The sequence below is a fragment of the Anoxybacillus pushchinoensis genome, assembly GCF_900111795.1.
GTDB classification, from domain to species: Bacteria; Bacillota; Bacilli; order Bacillales; family Anoxybacillaceae; genus Anoxybacillus; species Anoxybacillus pushchinoensis.
In genome coordinates, this window is the sequence record NZ_FOJQ01000004.1 from 40656 (window position 1) to 58525 (window position 17870).

The 17870-nt window shown below is 42.2% G+C and carries 21 protein-coding genes; 4 read left to right on the forward strand and 17 right to left on the reverse strand.

Annotated elements, in window-relative coordinates; genetic code table 11:
- Positions 1 to 8: 8 nt before the first annotated feature.
- From bioA to BM213_RS02180, 4 genes are all read right to left on the reverse strand, one after another.
- Complete coding sequence (gene bioA, locus BM213_RS02165; RefSeq protein ID WP_091700435.1) at positions 9 to 1373, reverse strand: adenosylmethionine--8-amino-7-oxononanoate transaminase; 1365 nt, start codon at positions 1371 to 1373, stop codon at positions 9 to 11.
- A complete protein-coding gene (gene bioD / locus BM213_RS02170; RefSeq protein ID WP_077428630.1) occupies positions 1349 to 2017 on the reverse strand; it encodes a dethiobiotin synthase in 669 nt (222 codons plus the stop codon). Before bioD ends, bioA begins: the two co-directional genes overlap by 25 nt.
- 80 nt (positions 2018 to 2097) lie before the next feature.
- Positions 2098 to 3078 carry a YpdA family putative bacillithiol disulfide reductase gene (locus BM213_RS02175; protein WP_091700437.1) on the reverse strand — a complete coding sequence of 327 codons (981 nt, stop codon included), beginning with the start codon at positions 3076 to 3078 and terminating at the stop codon, positions 2098 to 2100.
- A gap of 69 nt (positions 3079 to 3147) precedes the next feature.
- On the reverse strand, positions 3148 to 4413 hold the full coding sequence (locus tag BM213_RS02180; RefSeq protein WP_091700439.1) for a Glu/Leu/Phe/Val family dehydrogenase: 1266 nt from the start codon (positions 4411 to 4413) through the stop codon (positions 3148 to 3150).
- Between the two features lie 153 nt (positions 4414 to 4566).
- On the opposite strand from BM213_RS02180, the gene BM213_RS02185 reads away from it, so the two are divergent.
- Positions 4567 to 5292, forward strand: a complete 726-nt coding sequence (locus tag BM213_RS02185; protein WP_091700441.1) for a PIG-L deacetylase family protein — start codon at positions 4567 to 4569, stop codon at positions 5290 to 5292.
- A 29-nt stretch (positions 5293 to 5321) separates the two neighbouring features.
- Here the strand turns inward: BM213_RS02185 and BM213_RS02190 are convergent, their stop codons facing one another.
- The 9 genes from BM213_RS02190 to BM213_RS02230 all read right to left on the reverse strand — a co-directional run bounded on the left by BM213_RS02190 (position 5322) and on the right by BM213_RS02230 (position 12240).
- Positions 5322 to 5909 (reverse strand): genetic competence negative regulator, encoded by a 588-nt coding sequence (locus BM213_RS02190; protein ID WP_091700443.1) that lies wholly within the window; start codon positions 5907 to 5909, stop codon positions 5322 to 5324.
- Between the two features lie 81 nt (positions 5910 to 5990).
- Positions 5991 to 6911 (reverse strand): MerR family transcriptional regulator, encoded by a 921-nt coding sequence (locus tag BM213_RS02195; protein ID WP_091700445.1) that lies wholly within the window; start codon positions 6909 to 6911, stop codon positions 5991 to 5993.
- A gap of 82 nt (positions 6912 to 6993) precedes the next feature.
- A complete protein-coding gene (locus BM213_RS02200) occupies positions 6994 to 7755 on the reverse strand; it encodes a metallophosphoesterase (RefSeq protein WP_091700447.1) in 762 nt (253 codons plus the stop codon).
- Between the two features lies 1 nt (position 7756).
- Positions 7757 to 8131 carry a hypothetical protein gene (locus BM213_RS02205; protein WP_003394465.1) on the reverse strand — a complete coding sequence of 125 codons (375 nt, stop codon included), beginning with the start codon at positions 8129 to 8131 and terminating at the stop codon, positions 7757 to 7759.
- A 47-nt stretch (positions 8132 to 8178) separates the two neighbouring features.
- Positions 8179 to 8619, reverse strand: coding sequence for a YpbF family protein (locus BM213_RS02210; RefSeq protein WP_091700448.1), 441 nt, complete (start codon positions 8617 to 8619; stop codon positions 8179 to 8181).
- 59 nt (positions 8620 to 8678) lie between these two features.
- A complete protein-coding gene (locus BM213_RS02215) occupies positions 8679 to 9203 on the reverse strand; it encodes a LysM peptidoglycan-binding domain-containing protein (protein ID WP_091700450.1) in 525 nt (174 codons plus the stop codon).
- Complete coding sequence (locus tag BM213_RS02220; RefSeq protein ID WP_091700452.1) at positions 9196 to 9786, reverse strand: CPBP family intramembrane glutamic endopeptidase; 591 nt, start codon at positions 9784 to 9786, stop codon at positions 9196 to 9198. The genes BM213_RS02215 and BM213_RS02220 overlap by 8 nt, the downstream gene beginning before the upstream one ends.
- On the reverse strand, positions 9783 to 11225 hold the full coding sequence (locus BM213_RS02225) for a RecQ family ATP-dependent DNA helicase (RefSeq protein WP_091700454.1): 1443 nt from the start codon (positions 11223 to 11225) through the stop codon (positions 9783 to 9785). The genes BM213_RS02220 and BM213_RS02225 overlap by 4 nt, the downstream gene beginning before the upstream one ends.
- Positions 11218 to 12240 (reverse strand): YpbB family protein, encoded by a 1023-nt coding sequence (locus BM213_RS02230; RefSeq protein ID WP_091700456.1) that lies wholly within the window; start codon positions 12238 to 12240, stop codon positions 11218 to 11220. Before BM213_RS02230 ends, BM213_RS02225 begins: the two co-directional genes overlap by 8 nt.
- A 200-nt stretch (positions 12241 to 12440) precedes the next feature.
- Between BM213_RS02230 and BM213_RS02235 the strand changes: the two genes are divergently transcribed.
- From BM213_RS02235 to serA, 3 genes are all read left to right on the forward strand, one after another.
- Positions 12441 to 12689 (forward strand): ferredoxin, encoded by a 249-nt coding sequence (locus tag BM213_RS02235; protein ID WP_003394452.1) that lies wholly within the window; start codon positions 12441 to 12443, stop codon positions 12687 to 12689.
- Between the two features lie 121 nt (positions 12690 to 12810).
- Positions 12811 to 13311 carry an inorganic diphosphatase gene (locus BM213_RS02240; RefSeq protein ID WP_091700458.1) on the forward strand — a complete coding sequence of 167 codons (501 nt, stop codon included), beginning with the start codon at positions 12811 to 12813 and terminating at the stop codon, positions 13309 to 13311.
- Between the two features lie 170 nt (positions 13312 to 13481).
- Positions 13482 to 15056, forward strand: a complete 1575-nt coding sequence (serA, locus tag BM213_RS02245; RefSeq protein WP_091700460.1) for a phosphoglycerate dehydrogenase — start codon at positions 13482 to 13484, stop codon at positions 15054 to 15056.
- Between the two features lie 28 nt (positions 15057 to 15084).
- Here serA and BM213_RS02250 read toward each other — a convergent pair whose 3' ends face one another.
- From BM213_RS02250 to BM213_RS02270, 4 genes are all read right to left on the reverse strand, one after another.
- The gene (locus BM213_RS02250) at positions 15085 to 15897 is read right to left on the reverse strand and encodes a histidinol-phosphatase (RefSeq protein WP_091700462.1); all 813 of its coding nucleotides are present in this window, start codon (positions 15895 to 15897) and stop codon (positions 15085 to 15087) included.
- Positions 15898 to 16121: 224 nt separating this feature from the next.
- The gene (locus tag BM213_RS02260) at positions 16122 to 16823 is read right to left on the reverse strand and encodes a type 1 periplasmic-binding domain-containing protein (protein ID WP_091700466.1); all 702 of its coding nucleotides are present in this window, start codon (positions 16821 to 16823) and stop codon (positions 16122 to 16124) included.
- Positions 16816 to 17286 (reverse strand): ECF transporter S component, encoded by a 471-nt coding sequence (locus tag BM213_RS02265; RefSeq protein WP_091700534.1) that lies wholly within the window; start codon positions 17284 to 17286, stop codon positions 16816 to 16818. The genes BM213_RS02260 and BM213_RS02265 overlap by 8 nt, the downstream gene beginning before the upstream one ends.
- Before the next feature lie 2 nt (positions 17287 to 17288).
- On the reverse strand, positions 17289 to 17870 hold the full coding sequence (locus tag BM213_RS02270) for a cob(I)yrinic acid a,c-diamide adenosyltransferase (RefSeq protein ID WP_091700469.1): 582 nt from the start codon (positions 17868 to 17870) through the stop codon (positions 17289 to 17291).

Here is a 17870-nt window from a genome sequence, read left to right on the forward strand (position 1 = left end):
GCTGACAATTAGCCCCTTTTTTCTGTTGTTTCAATAATCGCCTCTTTCATAATAGCGACCATCGCCCCTAGTTGCTCAAACGTACTAGCTAACGGTGGCATAAAAACGATCACATCGCCGAGCGGGCGTGTTAACATCCCTTTTTCTCTCATCGTTAATGTCGTTCTATACCCCATCCGTTCCGTCCACGGATACGGTTCGTGTGTACGGCGATCACGCACAAGTTCGATGCCACACATGAGTCCAAGCTGACGTACATCACCGACATGATTAAGTTCATTAAACGATGCAAGCTGTTCAGCGACAAATGTGGCTTTTTGTTCTATTTGTTCTATCAGTCGCTCACGTTCAAAAATTTGTATATTTGCTAAAGCAGCGGCACAACCGAGCTGGTTTCCTGTGTAAGAATGTCCATGGAAAAACGTTTTAAACTCTGTATAGTCGCCATAAAATGCTTCATAAATCGCTTCGGTCGTCAATGTAGCAGCAATCGGCAAATAACCGCCCGTAATGCCTTTTGCCACCGTCATGATGTCAGGTTGCACATCTTCATGCTCGATCGCAAATCGTTTTCCTGTTCGGCCAAAACCGGTAGCTACTTCATCGACAATGAATAAAATGTTATATTGCCGACATAATTGTTCTACCCCTTTTAAATATCCTTTTGGCATGACATGCATACCACCTGCCCCTTGAATCATTCCTTCAACAATCATGGCGGCAATTTCTTCATGATGTTCAGCAAATAACGCTTCTAATGCACCTAACGCCTCATCGCGCACAACGTTCGGATCGTTGCTTGGATGGCGATAGACGAGCGGAAACGGTGCTTTATAGCTCGTAAACATAAGTGGTTCATATACGGTATGAAAAAGATCAATCGCTCCGACGCTAATGGCGCCGACTGTATCTCCGTGGTACCCATTTGTTAATGTGACAAATTTTTGTTTTTTATGTTCTCCGATGTTTCTCCAATATTGAAAGGCAATTTTGAGCGCAATTTCTACAGCTTCTGCTCCGCTGTCTGAATAAAATACGCGCGTTAAATGACTTGGCGTCCATTCGATTAGCTTTTCGGCTAATGCAATGGCAGGAATATTCGCTGCCCCTAACAGCGTTGAATGAGCAATACGTTCAAGCTGAGCACGAATGGCATCATCAATTTCTTTTTTTCGATGTCCATGAACGTTTAACCAAAGAGATGAATATCCGTCATAATATGTTTTTCCGTTTACATCCGTCAAAAAAATGCCTTCCCCGCTTTCGATAACGAGCGGATGTTGTTCATAATCTTTCATTTGTGTAAACGGCAACCATAAATATGTTTTACTTTTTTCAATCCACTCGTTCATTGCCACCATTCCTTTCTCCATACAATTTGTTGATGTGAAAAGTTTGTCATATGCGGAATTTCGCCGATCACCGGAACATGTGTCATCGCTTCAATCATTCGTATGTTTTCTTGTTCAATTTCATTTTTTGGTGTAGAAAAGCCGTTCATAATAATGCCAGCTATTTGTAAACCAAATGCTTTCGCATATTCCACTGTCAGCACCGTATGATTGATCGTTCCAACGCTTGCTCGCGCGACGATGATTAACGGAAGATGTAGCAGTTGAGCTAAATGGGCAATGAGAAACGACTTATCAACGAGTGGAACCGCAATTCCTCCTGCTCCTTCAACAAGCACGAAATCATAAGTTTGTTGCAGTTGATGGACGTGTGCCACAATGTGATCGGGCTCGATTGTCACTCCGTCGATTTTTGCAGCAAGATGCGGCGAACAAGGAGTTTGTAGTAAGTATGTACATCCATCCTCATCAGTCACATCAATCACTTTTCGGTACACGTCGACATCAGGCGCGATCCACTTCCCGTCTTGCCATTGCGCTCCACTTTGCACAGGCTTATAAGCTATCACACGTATACGCTTGTCAACAAGCGTGCGCAACATACAAGCAGTGACAAATGTTTTTCCTACGTCTGTATCTGTCCCTGTAATAAAAAAACCTTTCATTATGCTCCTCTCCCTCTTATTTGTCAACCTATATTTTATTACAGTTAACAATATAAAACAATAAAAAAAGCGCCCGAATTTTATTCGGACACCTTCTTCTCTCTTTTAGCAATGCATGCAGCAATGAGGTCACCGTGAAAACGACCGTTTTCAATGAAAATTTCATTTGCGTTATTTCCGGCCGCAATGACGCCTGCGATGAAAATACCTTCCACATTTGTTTCCATCGTTTCTGGATTGTACATCGGTCGCCCTGTTTCCTCATCAATGTGAACGCCCATGTTTTTTAAAAAATCGTGATCTGGATGATATCCTGTCATCGCAAAAACAAAGTCATTCTTTATTTTCTTTTCCTCGCCGTTCACTGTATAAATGACTGCATCTTCTGTAATTTCTTTCACATGAGCGTTAAATTCCATCGTGATAATTCCTTGACGTACGAGCGAATCAAATTCTGGCAAAATCCATGGTTTAATGCTCGGGGAATATTGTGAACCCCGGTATAAAACGGTGACGCGTGCACCTGCTTTAACGAGTTCTAACGCGGCGTCAACGCTCGAGTTTTTCCCACCGATCACGACACAATCTGTATTGTAGTACGGATGTGCTTCTTTAAAATAATGCGTCACTTTTGGTAAATGTTCCCCAGGCACATGCATATAGTTTGGATTGTCATAATATCCTGTCGCAATAATGACATACGTTGCTTCATACGTACGTTTGCTCGTTTCAACGATGAACATTCCACTCTCTCGTTTCATGACACGTTCGACTTTTTCAAAGGCATGAACACGAATATTTTTGCGCGTTACAACTTCCCGATAATACGCAAGAGCTTGGTTGCGCTTCGGCTTTCGGTTTTCCGTAATAAACGGCACACCGCCAATTTCTAAACGATCACTCGAACTAAAAAACGTTTGATGCGTCGGATAATGATATAATGAATTAACTATATTCCCTTTTTCAATAACGAGCGGAGAAACGTTCGCATGTTGCAACGCAATGGCAGCAGCTAACCCGCAAGGACCTCCACCGACGATAATGACTTTTTCTTTTTCCACTTGACAATCACCTCAGCAAAAAATCTCCTATCATACAATGATAGGAGATTTCGCTTGTTCATGCAAACATTAAATCCAGCCACGGAAACGGCACGCCTCTGCCATTTTGCGTACACCGACCATGTACGCAGCTAAACGCATGTCAACACGGCGTGTTTGCGCTGTTTCGTATACGTTATTGAACGCCTTGACCATCACTTTTTCAAGCTTTTCTTCTACTTCTTCCTCCGTCCAATAATAACCTTGGTTGTTTTGCACCCATTCAAAGTAAGAAACAGTCACCCCACCAGCGCTTGCAAGAACGTCCGGAACGATCAATACGCCTCGCTCTGTTAAAATTTCTGTCGCTTCTATCGTCGTTGGGCCGTTTGCCGCTTCAACGACAATTTTTGCTTTAATGTTATGCGCATTTTCTTCTGTAATTTGATTTTCGATGGCAGCTGGCACTAAAATATCACAATCTAGTTCAAGCAACTCTTTGTTTGTAATTGTATTTTTAAACAGCTTCGTCACCGTACCAAAGCTGTCGCGACGATCTAATAAATAATCAATATCTAAACCGTTCGGATCGTATAAACCGCCATACGCATCGGAAATGCCAATCACCTTCGCCCCTGCATCGTGCATAAACTTCGCTAAATAGCTTCCGGCATTACCGAAACCTTGCACAACAACACGCGCGCCTTTCAAGTCGATGCCGCGCTTTTTTGCCGCTTCACGAATGCAAATGGTAACCCCTTTAGCTGTTGCTGTTTCACGACCGTGTGAACCGCCCAACACTAGCGGTTTTCCTGTAATGAATCCCGGTGAGTTAAATTCGTCAATGCGGCTATATTCATCCATCATCCACGCCATAATTTGTGAGTTTGTAAACACATCAGGCGCAGGGATATCTTTTGTTGGACCAACAATTTGACTAATGGCGCGAACGTAGCCTCGGCTAAGTCTCTCTAACTCACGAAACGACATCGTACGTGGATCGCACACAATTCCACCTTTTCCACCACCGTACGGCAAATCAACAATGCCACATTTTAAACTCATCCAAATAGAAAGTGCTTTCACTTCACGCTCTGTGACGTTCGGATGAAAGCGAATACCCCCTTTAGTTGGACCGACCGCATCATTATGCTGTGCACGGTAGCCAGTGAACACTTTTACTGAGCCATCGTCCATGCGCACCGGAATTTTGACCGTTAACATGCGCAACGGCTCTTTTAACAGCTCATACACCTCTTCAGGATATCCGAGCTTTTCAAGCGCTCTATGTATGACGATTTGCGTCGCTCGTAAAACATCATGTTTTTCATCATTAGTATGCTTTTCGGCTACCATTTGTAAACCTCCCATAACCTTTTGTAAAATATTGTCCGCCTTTCATGTCATAGTATACACCTTCTATGCGCATATGCAAAGAAGTTTTTATCGATTTTTTGTAATCGTTTTCAAAAAAATCGATCATTCACATAAGAAAACGAAAGCGCTATAATGAACGTACGACAGAAAGGGGCGAAAGGGGCGAAAGAGATGAAAAAACGCATTTTATTTTCCTTTGCACATCCTGACGACGAGACGTTTACTGTTGGGGGATTGCTTGCCTCGTTAGCGAAACGAGACGATGTGGAAACGATCGTATATAGCGCGACGCCTGGTGATGCAGGGAAATGTGGAAACCCACCTGTTTGCACAAAAGAACAGCTACCGCAAGTGCGCAAAAAGGAATTAGAGCAAGCAGCGAACATTTTAGGTGTCGATCATCTCATTATTGGTACATATCCCGATGGAAAGTTATCTGAATATGAGGAGCCACTCGTTCGGGACATTTGTCACATCATTGAACGATATAAACCAACTGTTGTCGTTACGTTCCCACCGCACGGTATTTCTGGGCATCGAGACCATCAAGCGATTCAACGGGCGACATATCGAGCGGTGACAGCGATGGATCATATTGTCGAACAATTGTATTACGTAACTGTTGTCGGCCGACCTGATCGCTTTGGCGATCCGATAGAAAACATCGACATCATCTTCACATTCACGGAAGAGGAAGCAAAAAAAGTGCGCCAAGCTTTACTTGCGCACCGAACGCAACATTTATCCGTTGAGCGCGTATTCCCGTCTGTTCATAACGAGTCATTCCATAAGTTTCAAAATCGAGAGTATTTCATTCGTGCATGGTCAAAAGAAAACCACCTATCTTACCCGTTTTAAAAATAAAACCTTCGCCTACTTCGCGAAGGTTATTTTTGAACAAAATATTTATATAGCTCGGCAATCGCTTCATGTGCAATCAATTTTTTGCCGTACTCTTCAACACGATAAATCGTTAATGTAGACGGACTTCCATATTCCGCTAAAATCGCAACAAAGTCGTCCGTTGGAATGATAGATTCAGCGAAATGTAAATAAAAGCGTCCTTCATAACTGTAAAGCGAGCCGCCATGACAACCGAGCGAATAAAGACGCGTAGCTAACTGAATGACGTCTTCAAACGTTTGAAATTCAAAAAATATATCGTCGCTTTCATCTAGCGTGACTTGCATTTCAATATAATCATCGCCAAACTCGTCTTCCTCATCTGTCATCTCACCTTCGCTCGTTACGATCACGACCATGCCCTGTGCCGGTAAAGAGTACACTTCAACAGCGACCGACCCGTTAATTTCAAAGCCGAGCTCCTCACTTGCTTCCTCAATCATATCACGAAATAGTTCATGCACTTTAAACGTATCTTTCCATAAATCTTCCTTCGTTAAACCGCGCTCGACTAAATCGTCAAATGTGAGGAATATTTTAATCTTATTGTAGTTTAAGCGTTCAAGCCGCATAAACATCCCTCCTTACCTACACAGACTTTACTGTTAGCATATGATAAACGTGTAAAAACGTTCATCATATTAATAATGAGTTTACATCGTTTTCCCCCTTTTAGACAAGTATTTTTCATTGGATTTTAACCATTCATCCCATTGTTCTTTTGACTGTCCAAGAAGATGGTCACCATACTTCGTTTTTATTTGTTCATCAACTTCATCAAACGCCCGTCCTCCAACTCCAATACGAATATGAGGGCATGTTTGTTTCAATTCATCAACAAGTTGTAATGTCGCTGCGACATTTTGCTGCAACGTGCAAGACAAAAAGATGCAAGCAGGCTTCACTTCGTTAATAACGATCGGTAAATCGCGCTGGTCAACACCAGCTCCTAAATAAATCGTTTCGTATCCCTTTCTCCGTAAATATAATGTAAAAATAAATAATCCGATCTCGTGCCATTCGTTCGGTCCGCATACCGAAATCGTTTTCGGTAACAATCGATTAATTGGAAGCATAGAAAACGCCATACCGAGACGTGAACGCAAAAAAGCGGTGGCGAAGTGTTCGTGTGCGCTCGTAATTTTACCATGTTTCCATAAGTCCCCGATTCGCACAAGAAGCGGGGTTAATAAGTCGAGCGCAACTTTTTCAACCGTATATAAACTAAATGCCTCATTTAGCAATTCATGTGCCGTCCATTCTTGAAACGATAAAAGCGCCTGCAACAATCGTTCACGAAGAGCGGCGACGTGATCTTTCGCCTCGACGTGCACATCTGTATGGCGTTGTTCTATAAGGGAAATCGCCTGACTAATCGTGAACCCTTGATTCACTTTATCAACGAGCCATTTTAATATTTGCACTTGTTCCTCTGTATATAATCGGTGGCCAGCTTCATTGCGCGGTGGCGCGATAATTTGGTAACGGCGTTCCCACGCACGCAACGTCCCAGGTTGCACCCCTAACATATTCGATACGGCTTTTACATTATATTTTCCTTCTTGCGCTGACATAAAAAATCCTCCATATCTCGCGTCATTCTGTCAACATTATAGCGAATATGAAGGAGGTGTGTAAAATTTGTATAAGTTTTGCTTAACTTTTTTTATGTTTTAGCTCGATTACGTGTGTTTCTGCTCGCGCTCCTAAACGAAGGGGAAGCGTCGTTGTTCCGTATCCATTGCTAACTAGCAACATCGTGCCGTTTACGTTTTGTAAACGTCCTTTTTCATATAAACCGAATGGACCGAAACGAATTTGCCCGCCGTGTGTATGCCCGCTTAAAACGAGGGCAATGTGATGTTCTGGTGCTATTTTTTGAATGATTCGCGGATCGTGACTGACAACGATGCGAAAATTCGCATCTCCTGCGTCTTCTAAAGCAAGATCAAGACGCTCCCTTTCTTGATTCATATCGTCTACCCCAAGCAAAGCAATCCGATCACCTTGTTCACTTTCAAATATGACTGCTGTATTATCTAATATTTTCACACCGCTTTCAAGCAATAGCGCATCTAATTCATGGTAGTCTACTTCATAATCATTGTTTCCCCAAACAAAGTAAACAGGGCCAAGCTGCTTGAACAACTCAATATTTCGTTTGACGCGTGAAAACGGGACTCCTTTTTCTGTTAAATCGCCACCAATGATGACGAGATCCACTTTTCCTTTCAATGAGTCAATGAATGTTTCGGATACGCGACGACGATGAATATCAGAGATAAAAAAGATTCGCAGGCGAGAAAAGCTTTTTGGAAACGTGGGAAACGGTAACGAATGAAAAATAACACGATTGCGATGCGCTTCAATCCACATATATATAATGACCCCGACAAACGCTACTACAACATATACCATCTCAAATTTCCCTTTCTTTATATGCACTCATGGCCATCATACCATATAAAAAAGAAAAGAGGAAAAAGATTGCTGTTTTTTTCACATCAATCATTGCTAATACAATAAATATGAGCAACACACCGTATGACAAAAATTGTTCTTTTCGACCCGTTGCTTCTTTTCGCCATGCTTGCCACGTATGCCAAACGGCAGTGCGAATTAACACACCGTTAGCGATAAAACCGATAAAAAAGCTAACGAGCGCAAAAAATGTTTTTAACGGATCAAAGATCATATCCGTTAAAAACACTTCAAACACGAACGGTTCCACCATCGGCGTCCAAGCAATCATAAAATATCCACATACGAACCCGATTAATAAAAAAAGCCACATTTTATACTCCCTCCCGCCATTAGCATATGAAATGAGCGAGAGTGTGTTCACTTGTTTTCATGATAAAGTTGAATATCGTACGTTTCCTTCATCCACGTAAAAAGGAGATGTCGTTTTTTCCACGCCTCTTCTTGAAGCAATTCGCTACTTTTTTGAATAAATTCGCAACGAAGAGCATGAAAATCTTGTTCTGCTTTTTCGCTTTTCTTTTTATAAAAAGAAACAAGCCACCCAACCGAACTAACAAATGCGACAAACGAAAGCATGCGTTCATCACGAATGATTGCCCCAATCATTCGTTGTATCGATGTATGGTTCGGAATAAAAATAGTTTGATATGTATATAATCCGAACAAAATAAGAGAAAACAAAAACAAAATAAGTGCCCATTTCATTCTTTTTTCCATATCGCTCCATTCTTTTTTATGAGCAATTATGCGCTGTAAAATAACCTTCGTCACTTCATCTAAATCTATCGGGAAAATCATAGCCACCCCTACCGATCACGTTTTATTACGATTGTATGTCCATCGGTAGGGTCGTATACCTATTTTCCATTCATATTCGGGATTTTTAACACTTGGCCTTTTTGCAGCTTCGTACTCGTTAAATTGTTCCATTCTTTAATAAGATCCATCCCTTTTTCATTTCCATAATATTTCATCGCAATGCTGTATAGCGTCTCGTTTTCTTGTACGGTGTGATAAGTAAATGCCGACTCCGCTTCATCCGGCGCACGCTCCTCCTCTTTCGCTTCATTTTCAAGCGGCTTTCGTGGCGGAGCTTTTTCTTTTTGTTGATCGACATCGACCGTTTCGTAGCTTTCGCCATCAATCGTAACTACTTGAATCGGTCGTTTATCAACTAGGTGATACATGCTATAAATCGCAATAGGTAACAAAATGAAAAAAAGAGCAAGTATGCGAACGAGCGGATGTTTGATTTTCCATTTTGTTTTCTTCTTTTTATTATGCACTTGGCTACGCGGTGGCAAATGAAGTTCATCGCTCTCTTGTTGATCACTTATATTCTCCATTTTTTTACGTAAATTTTCTGCTTGATCTTCACGCATCGCCTTTCACCTCTTTCACACGATACCGGATGTGTAACGCTAAAATAAAATCAATGAGAAAGTGGGCAAAAATCGTCACCCATAAGTTGTTTGTCCACTCATATACGAATCCAATCCAAAAACTTAAACTAACGACAGCAATAAGAAGAAGCCACTTCCGCCAATAGCGAATATGCAACAAACCAAAAATAGCACTCGCGAAAAACAAGCCAGCATGCGTCTGAATGACACCGCGAAACAGCAGTTCTTCACAAAACGCAATGACCGCGGTCATCATAAAAATATGTGGGACTGAGCGAGAACGGAATAATTTTTCATTAATTCCCCCATCATCATACCAATGTTCAGGAGCATAGCGAATAAGTAAAAAATCGACAAAAAGAACGAGTGCGGCGCATCCACCACCATATAATAATATTTCCCGAACATCCCATTGCCATATCGCCATGAATGTATCTCGTGTAAATAAATATGAACCTAATGCTAATGCAATAAGAAAAATAAGCGCTTGTGTGATATATAAATGGTATACAATTTCTCGCTCGCTTATTTGACTAGCCATATCCATTTGTTTTTTAATCATTCCGTCTCCACCTTTATCGCAAACATTGAACGAAGCTCTTCGCGCCATGGACGCAACTGGATAGGTTGAATATGTGTTGTGGGAGCATTTACGTATATATGGGCGCCGCATCGGTCACAACAACGTTCATTCGGAAGTGGTTGTTGTCCAAAATAGGAAAGCATCGCACGTCGACGACATGTTTGTTCGTTCACCCATTGTTGCATAAATATCCATTTGTTCATTTTCTCTTTTTTTCTTTGTTCGATATGAACGTACAGTTGCTTTGCTAATATGTTCACATCTTCTTGAGTATCCATTTGTTCTAGCCAGTATAAAAGGAGACGTTGTTGTACGTCTGTTAATCCCGTCTCTTTTTGTTCACTTCGTAAAGCGTGCAACGCATATACAATTTGCTCTATCGTTGGGAATTCTATGTCGATCATCGCTTGTCCGAGTTGTTCATCACCTGGGGCATATAACAATACGGCTATGCTTTCGTTTCCATCTCGCCCAGCGCGTCCGATTTCTTGCCAATATGCTTCCGGCTGTGTCGGTAAATGAAAATGTATAACGAAGCGAACGTTAGATTTATTAATGCCCATGCCAAAAGCATTTGTGCAACAAATAACATCTAGCTGATCGTAAACGAACTGCTGTTGGATGAGGAGGCGCTGTTCACCATCCATTCCACCGTGATAATAACTTACACGGTACTCTCCGTGTAACGTTTGCGCTAACGCTTCTGCCCATTGACGACTCGATACGTACACAATGCCCGGCTTAGGCAACGAGGCAATGAGCTCTTTCAGCGCCTCGATTTTCTCTTCAACAGTATGAACGTATTGGACGTATAAACAAATATTTGGACGATCGAGCGGATATATATGATGTTTTACATGCTTAAGGTTTAACGTCTTCACAATATCTTCAACGACTTGACGGGTAGCTGTTGCTGTTAATGCTAAGCAAGGAGGATCGCCGAACATCTCCCGAAGAAGACCGAGCTTTAAAAAATCAGGGCGAAAATCGTGCCCCCATTGCGAAATACAATGCGCCTCATCTACAACAAACAACGAAATACGTATACGCGCTAACGCTTCAATAAGCATCGGGGACTGTAAAATTTCTGGGGAAGCGTAAATAAAACGGTACGATGCTAATTCGCGCAATACGTCTTGTTTTTCGCGATAAGAAAGAAACCGATTGAGCGCCACCACCCGTTTTTCACCACGGTTTCGCAACTGCTGCACTTGGTCTTCCATAAGTGACACAAGCGGAGAAATAATTAACACGCTACCTTCTAATATGTAGCCAGGGAGCTGATAACAAAGCGATTTCCCTCCCCCAGTCGGGAGCATAGCAACACAATCCCATCCGTTAAGCACATCTTCAATAATTTCTTTCTGTCCTGTACGAAATGAATCGTAACCGAATCGCTCCTTTAATACGTCAAACATCTTCCTTCTCCCATCTTGCTAATGCGAGGCGAATTTCAAAATAAGACACATCAGGAAGCGCCTCTTTTATCGCCCGCAATTTGTTTGTTTGTAATTGATATGCTTGCTGAATAATGCGTTTACGTTTATTTTCTTCCAAAAAAGGCGTTGTAACGAAAGATGGAACATATGTCGCGATTTCTACAATATGATCTTCGATTGTTCCTTTTTTCAATCGGCGTAGCTGCGCAATTTGTTCCAGACCATACCCTTTTTTTAATAAGTCCCATGTTTTTTTAGCTGACGTTGTCAATGGTATCTGTTTTTGTTCACGCAAGGAATATAAAAGCGGAAACGTTTCCTTTTCTTTTTCTATCGTCCCAAGTATAAAATGCAAAACGTTTTGAAACGATAGCCATACGGCTACATCTTCTTCTTTTATAGCGTAAGCAATTTGTTCGTTCGTCCATCCGATGCGGTCACGGGTCGTCAAACGCCAAACAAAAATATTTGCTTCTTTCTCTTCTACACGGCTAAGTAGCCCATACATTTCTTCATATAACGACCGAACGAGCGCCTGCATATGTTTATGTTGAAATAGCCAGCGCTTCACAAATGATTGAATGCGCTCATCGCGATGTACAGGCTCAAACGGCGTGCGATAAATAACGTTTGTGACCGTTTGAATAAGTAAAGAAAATCGCTTCCAAAATAAAGAAGACTCGTTCATATATTTCCATCCGTCCACGTGAGGAGGGAAGACAAAATAACGAAGCTCCTCTTTTCCACTTGAGGTTATGCAATATATATGCTCGTCCACTTCGTGAATCCATCCGTTCGCTTTTAATTGACGCGCAATATGAAGCAAACGAGAACGATCAATCGGCACTGTTCCAAACAGCCGGCTAACGTTGTACCACTTACTATCTTGTAACGTTTGCGCTGTTTTTTTTCCATTGAGCAAATGATCAATCGCGGCAATAGACCGCTCGCCGCGAAAACGATCGATACAAAATAAAACGATATGTTGCAACATGAAACATTCACTCCATTTTCTCTTTCATTTTACCAGATTAAGCGAGAAGGTGTGAGGGGAAACTATGTACTGATAAGCATTTTCAATGGAGTTTTTTATTGAAAAGTTACCGAAACACATTTATTATAAAAGTGTGAGGAATACGTTTCCAACGTTTCATACGAAGCGATTGGTTCCATATAATTAAGGAGGGTCATTGTATGCCAAAGTACACAATTGTTGACAAAGAAACATGTATCGCCTGTGGTGCTTGTGGGGCAGCTGCACCAGACATTTATGACTACGATGATGAAGGTATTGCGTACGTCACATTAGACGACAACCAAGGAATCGTTGAAGTGCCGGACGTCCTCATTGATGATATGATGGACGCGTTTGAAGGCTGTCCAACAGACTCAATCAAAGTTGCGGACGAGCCATTTGACGGCGATCCAAATAAGTTCGAATAAAAACAACGAGGGGCAAACTTCATGTGAAGCTTGCCCTTTTCTTTTCCTCTATCGTTGTCACAACTTGTCCAATCGACTATAATAAATAAAGTATACATAATTGAAAAAGGAGGAATTTGACATGGCGTTTGAAAATAAAGCTGTTGAAGCGTTTATTGAAATTCCAACAGGAAGCCAAAACAAATACGAATATGACAAAGAGCGCGGTGTATTTAAGCTTGATCGCGTGTTATATTCGCCAATGTTTTATCCTGCGGAATATGGTTATTTAGAAAATACGCTTGCATTAGATGGCGATCCGCTTGATATTTTAGTTATCGTAACAAATCCAACATTCCCTGGTTGCGTCATCGAAACGCGTGTGCTCGGTTACTTAAACATGGTTGACGGCGGCGAAGAAGATGCGAAATTAATCGGCGTTCCTGTTGATGATCCTCGCTTCGCTGATGTGCGCAGTCTCGAAGATCTTCCACAGCATAAACTGAAAGAAATTGCTCATTTCTTCGAACGCTACAAAGACTTAGAAGGAAAGAAAACAGAAATCGGCACGTGGGAAGGTGCGGAAGCTGCTGCGAAGCTTATTGACGAATGCATCGCACGTTACAACGAGCAAAATAAATAATTTTCATTTTCTAAGCTGGCCATATGCCAGCTTTTTGTCTTTTTTCCGAACGTTTATATATAAAAACGCTTTCATTTGTATGACCTTTCCGAAAGTTATTGACACGTGTATATCGTTATGTTAAATTATCAGAAATTTAAAAACTTGTTATTTGAAAGGAGCGAATATTTGTGGTGCGCATTTTAGTATCAGATGCAATGAGCGAAGAAGGTCTCGCGCCTCTCCTTGCTGATCCAACTATTGAAGTAGTGCAAAAAAAGGTAAACGAAGTAGAAGAAGAACTTCATCAATTTGATGCCTTGCTCGTTCGTAGCGCAACGAAAGTAACAGAACAGTTACTTCAAAAAATGCCGAATTTAAAAATTGTTGGGCGTGCCGGAGTCGGGGTTGACAACATTGATGTCGATGCAGCGACACGATACGGCGTCGTCGTTATTAACGCTCCAAACGGCAATACAATTTCTACAGCGGAACATACATTTGCGATGATGGCTTCGTTAGTGCGTCGCATTCCACAAGCGCACATCTCCGTGAAATCACGCGAATGGAATCGTTCCGCTTTCGTCGGTGTCGAGTTGTTCGGAAAACATTTAGGCATTATCGGCTTTGGGCGCATCGGTTCAGAAGTGGCGAAACGGGCTCGTGCGTTTGGTATGCACGTCCACGTCTACGATCCATTTTTAACGAAGGCACGGGCAGAAAAAATTGGTGTGGATGTGTGTACGCTCGATGAGCTACTTGCACAGGCGGATATCATTACTGTACATACGCCGCTGACAAAAGAAACGAAAGGACTTCTCGGTCCAAAAAATTTAGCAAAAACAAAAAAAGGGGTATACTTAATTAACTGCGCCCGCGGGGGAATCATTGATGAACAGGCGCTCATCCCGTTTTTAGAAAATAAACATGTGGCCGGGGTGGCCCTCGACGTATTTGAACAAGAACCACCGGGGGATCATCCGCTTCTTTCGTTCGATAACGTCATTGTCACTCCGCACCTTGGAGCGTCTACTGTGGAGGCGCAAGTAAACGTAGCAACACAAGTTGCTGAAGAAGTATTGAAATTTTTACAAGGTAAGCCCGTTACGTCATCTATTAACTTACCGACACTTTCAAAAGATGTGTATGAAAAAATTCAAGCGTTTTACACACTTGCCCGAAAAATGGGCATACTTGCGTCGCAATATATGGGTGAACCTGTTCAAGAAATTGCTATTACGTATTCCGGATCCGTTGCTGATTTAGAAACGACATTTATTACGCGCAGCTTACTTGCTGGATTTTTAAAACCGCGCGTAGCTTCAACGGTCAATGAAGTAAACGCTGCGATGATTGCAAAAGAACGAGGCATTGCTTTTAGCGAAAAATTTTCAGCAAACGGAAACGACTATAACAATAGTATTGCGTTGACAGTATATGGTGAGAACAAAACGTTTACGATGAAAGGAACACATATCGTCCATTATGGAGATCGTATCGTCCATTTTAACGGTTTTGCGATCGACTTTGCCCCAGAAGGACATTTATTGTACATTCAACATCACGACAAGCCCGGAATGATCGGAAAAGTCGGAAATATTTTAGGTGACCACCAAGTGAACATCGCTACGATGCAAGTTGGTCGTCAAGAAGCAGGAGGAAAAGCGATTATGATGCTTTCGCTCGATAAACCGCTCGATGATGCACTCGTTGACACACTTGAAAGCATTGAAGATATTGATGTTGTAAAAAGATTGGAAGTATAAAAGGTTCAGCTATCAGGCTGAACCTTTTTTATCCAAGCGGAACGGCTTTCCGTTCCCCTTTCGAAAATGTCATAATTTCGGTATAACCGACCTTTTTAGCAAGGGCAACCGCTTTGTCATAATCAGCGCCGACATCTTGCGGAACGTGTGCATCAGAAGATAGGACAATCGGAATACCTTTGTCGTAGCACATTTGCAACAGGCGCGGATCAGGATACAGTTCCCCGACAGGTTTCCGCAATCCTGCCGTACTAATTTCCACGCACGTTTTACAGTTTGCTAGAGCTGTTGTTGCACGATCGTATTGTTCAAGCAAAAACTCCTCATCTTCCGGTACATATTTAAAAATTTTCACTAAATCTAAATGACCTATAATGTCAAATAAATTAGATTCGGCTAGCGTAACAACTTGATCAAAATATTTTCGATATGTATCGTATATATCACGACGATCCCATTCTTTTCGAAACTCGGCTAAATCAATACCGAAGTCATCAACCCAATGGATTGAACCAATGACATAATCAAAATCGTAAGCGCGAATAAATTGCGCCATTTCGTCATGCTTCCCCGGCGTGTAGTCCATTTCAATCGACATTTTTACATCTATTCCCGCATTCCACGCTTCGTGAAACAGCCGAACATAATCAGCCATATCATAATAGCGGCGCTCTTCAATCCACGGGTTAGATAAAATGTTTTTCGTCTGATAAAAATGATACGCATGCTCGGAAATGCCGAAATGCTCAATGCCTTTTCGCGCTGCTTCGTCCGTAAATTGCTTTAAATAATCGAGCGTCAACGTCCCACGCTCTAAATGATTATGGTAATCTGTTAACATTTCTCTCTCCCCCTCTCTCGTATTGTTCTACATTATATAGCACATTGCTCTCTTTTTCTAGTTGTTTAAACCAACGAGAAACAATAAATGAATACAAGCTGCCATACCAACAACAACAAGCACACGCTTCAACATATCTTCCATCGTACATTCCCTCCCGTTCACGATAACCATATATGTTGTATGCGAAAATATGAACGGTTAGAACAACGGGAAGCGATAGTTTACAATTTATTTACAATTGGATAAAAAAGCGTTTGGGCGATTGACCGCAACAACGACTCTTGTTTGCGATCATAACTGATTAATACACATGTCGCTGGACCAGCAGACGCATGGAGCGGTAAAGAACAATGAATAGGACGATCGCCGCAAACGAGTTTCCATTCATAGTAGATCCCCTTTGAACCGATTGGGACGATTTCATACACGCCATCTAATTGTAAAAGTTCGCGAAAAAGCGAAAGCGGCAGCATACGATTTTTTCTTTTCATAACGTCTTCGCCAACGAGCGGCTCACCGACGACCGCCCAACAAGCATCACGTGGCGTTACACCTATTTTTTTACGATCTATTGTTACCGTTCCAGCAACGACAAAGCCAACAGCCGATTGCATAAGCAGCATATTCGATTCACTACTTCCTACGATCGGTAGAGACAATTGCAGTTCCCTCATCGCTTGTTCAATTCCTGAAGTGAGCGCGGCCCATACATCGTCAGACACAAAATTTTGCATAATGAACGCTTTCGGGATCGCACCGATACTCATGAGCTCCATGAGCGCTACACGAGCACCATGATAACCGACAACATCGTACGGTACTCGAACAACATCATGTTGTTTTAAGCCAATTCCCCCGGAACAATCCGCTGCAAAAACAAGCTCCATCTTTTCGTCAAGCGGCACACATAATACGTCACGCATGCCGCTCCCCCCATACACGTTGCAACGCTTTTGAAACAACGACAGCAATCGCTAAATTGACTGCAGTAGCGAATGCGAGCGACGGAAAGATAGACAATACAAACGCCGGGCTAATGATCCATACGAAAGGTAAAGGGGCGATACATGCGTTCCCTACAAAAAAGCATATATAGCTGCGAACGAGCCAACCTTTTTTAATGAGCAAACCGACGATATATAGAAGGGCGGCCATTTCGCACGCGATAAGCAAATGAAAAGGTCCGAGTGGAAATCCGCCAAATAGCGCAGATACAATATGACCAATACACGCTACGAGCGCGGCTGCTGTTGGGCCAAGTAAAAATGCAGCAACAACGGCAGGCGCACTATCTAACGCGATGCTTCCGATCGTAAACGGGATTTTAATGAGCGAACCAATAACGGATAAACTAACAAACATAACAAGAAAGGTAAGACGACGCATCATCATTCCCCTTTCTTCTCCTCTTTGTCACGAAACACAATGGCGCTTCGTTCATATTCTACGTCCTTTACATGTAAACGGGCGTTCACGACGCGTGCAACAGCGAATAAATAGTCCGATAGACGATTCATATATTGCAAAACGACGTCGTTCGTTTTTTCTTGCTTCATAAGCGCGACAACGCAACGTTCCGCCCGTCTCGTCACCGTACGCGCCATATGCAGCGCCGCAGCTTGTGGGGATCCCCCTGGCAAAATAAATCGTTCAAGCGGCGGTGCTTGCTGAATATATACATCGATACGTCCCTCTAAAAACGCGACCATATCGGGCTTTACTTTGTATGGCATTTTCTCGCCAACGATGGCTAAATCGCCGCCACAATCAAACAATTCATGTTGAATGCGCTGTAATTCTTGATAAATATCGCGAAACTGTTCATCTTGTAATAATGTCATCGCCCAACCGATGACCGAATTTGCTTCGTCAATCGTTCCATACGCCTCGACACGCACATGATTTTTATCGACTCTCCCACCAACTAAACTTGTTTGCCCTTGATCTCCTGTTTTTGTGTACAATTTCAT

Coding starts and splice junctions, on each gene's coding strand:
- bioA (WP_091700435.1), bottom strand. CDS start 1,373: ATGGAGAAAGGAATGGTGGCAATGAACGAGTGGATTGAAAAAAGTAAA.
- bioD (WP_077428630.1), bottom strand. CDS start 2,017: ATGAAAGGTTTTTTTATTACAGGGACAGATACAGACGTAGGAAAAACA.
- BM213_RS02180 (WP_091700439.1), bottom strand. CDS start 4,413: ATGGTAGCCGAAAAGCATACTAATGATGAAAAACATGATGTTTTACGA.
- BM213_RS02185 (WP_091700441.1), top strand. CDS start 4,567: ATGAACGTACGACAGAAAGGGGCGAAAGGGGCGAAAGAGATGAAAAAA.
- BM213_RS02190 (WP_091700443.1), bottom strand. CDS start 5,909: ATGCGGCTTGAACGCTTAAACTACAATAAGATTAAAATATTCCTCACA.
- BM213_RS02195 (WP_091700445.1), bottom strand. CDS start 6,911: ATGTCAGCGCAAGAAGGAAAATATAATGTAAAAGCCGTATCGAATATG.
- BM213_RS02200 (WP_091700447.1), bottom strand. CDS start 7,755: ATGGTATATGTTGTAGTAGCGTTTGTCGGGGTCATTATATATATGTGG.
- BM213_RS02205 (WP_003394465.1), bottom strand. CDS start 8,131: ATGTGGCTTTTTTTATTAATCGGGTTCGTATGTGGATATTTTATGATT.
- BM213_RS02210 (WP_091700448.1), bottom strand. CDS start 8,619: ATGATTTTCCCGATAGATTTAGATGAAGTGACGAAGGTTATTTTACAG.
- BM213_RS02215 (WP_091700450.1), bottom strand. CDS start 9,203: ATGCGTGAAGATCAAGCAGAAAATTTACGTAAAAAAATGGAGAATATA.
- BM213_RS02220 (WP_091700452.1), bottom strand. CDS start 9,786: ATGATTAAAAAACAAATGGATATGGCTAGTCAAATAAGCGAGCGAGAA.
- BM213_RS02225 (WP_091700454.1), bottom strand. CDS start 11,225: ATGTTTGACGTATTAAAGGAGCGATTCGGTTACGATTCATTTCGTACA.
- BM213_RS02230 (WP_091700456.1), bottom strand. CDS start 12,240: ATGTTGCAACATATCGTTTTATTTTGTATCGATCGTTTTCGCGGCGAG.
- BM213_RS02235 (WP_003394452.1), top strand. CDS start 12,441: ATGCCAAAGTACACAATTGTTGACAAAGAAACATGTATCGCCTGTGGT.
- BM213_RS02240 (WP_091700458.1), top strand. CDS start 12,811: ATGGCGTTTGAAAATAAAGCTGTTGAAGCGTTTATTGAAATTCCAACA.
- BM213_RS02250 (WP_091700462.1), bottom strand. CDS start 15,897: ATGTTAACAGATTACCATAATCATTTAGAGCGTGGGACGTTGACGCTC.
- BM213_RS02260 (WP_091700466.1), bottom strand. CDS start 16,823: ATGCGTGACGTATTATGTGTGCCGCTTGACGAAAAGATGGAGCTTGTT.
- BM213_RS02265 (WP_091700534.1), bottom strand. CDS start 17,286: ATGCGTCGTCTTACCTTTCTTGTTATGTTTGTTAGTTTATCCGTTATT.
- BM213_RS02270 (WP_091700469.1), bottom strand. CDS start 17,870: ATGAAATTGTACACAAAAACAGGAGATCAAGGGCAAACAAGTTTAGTT.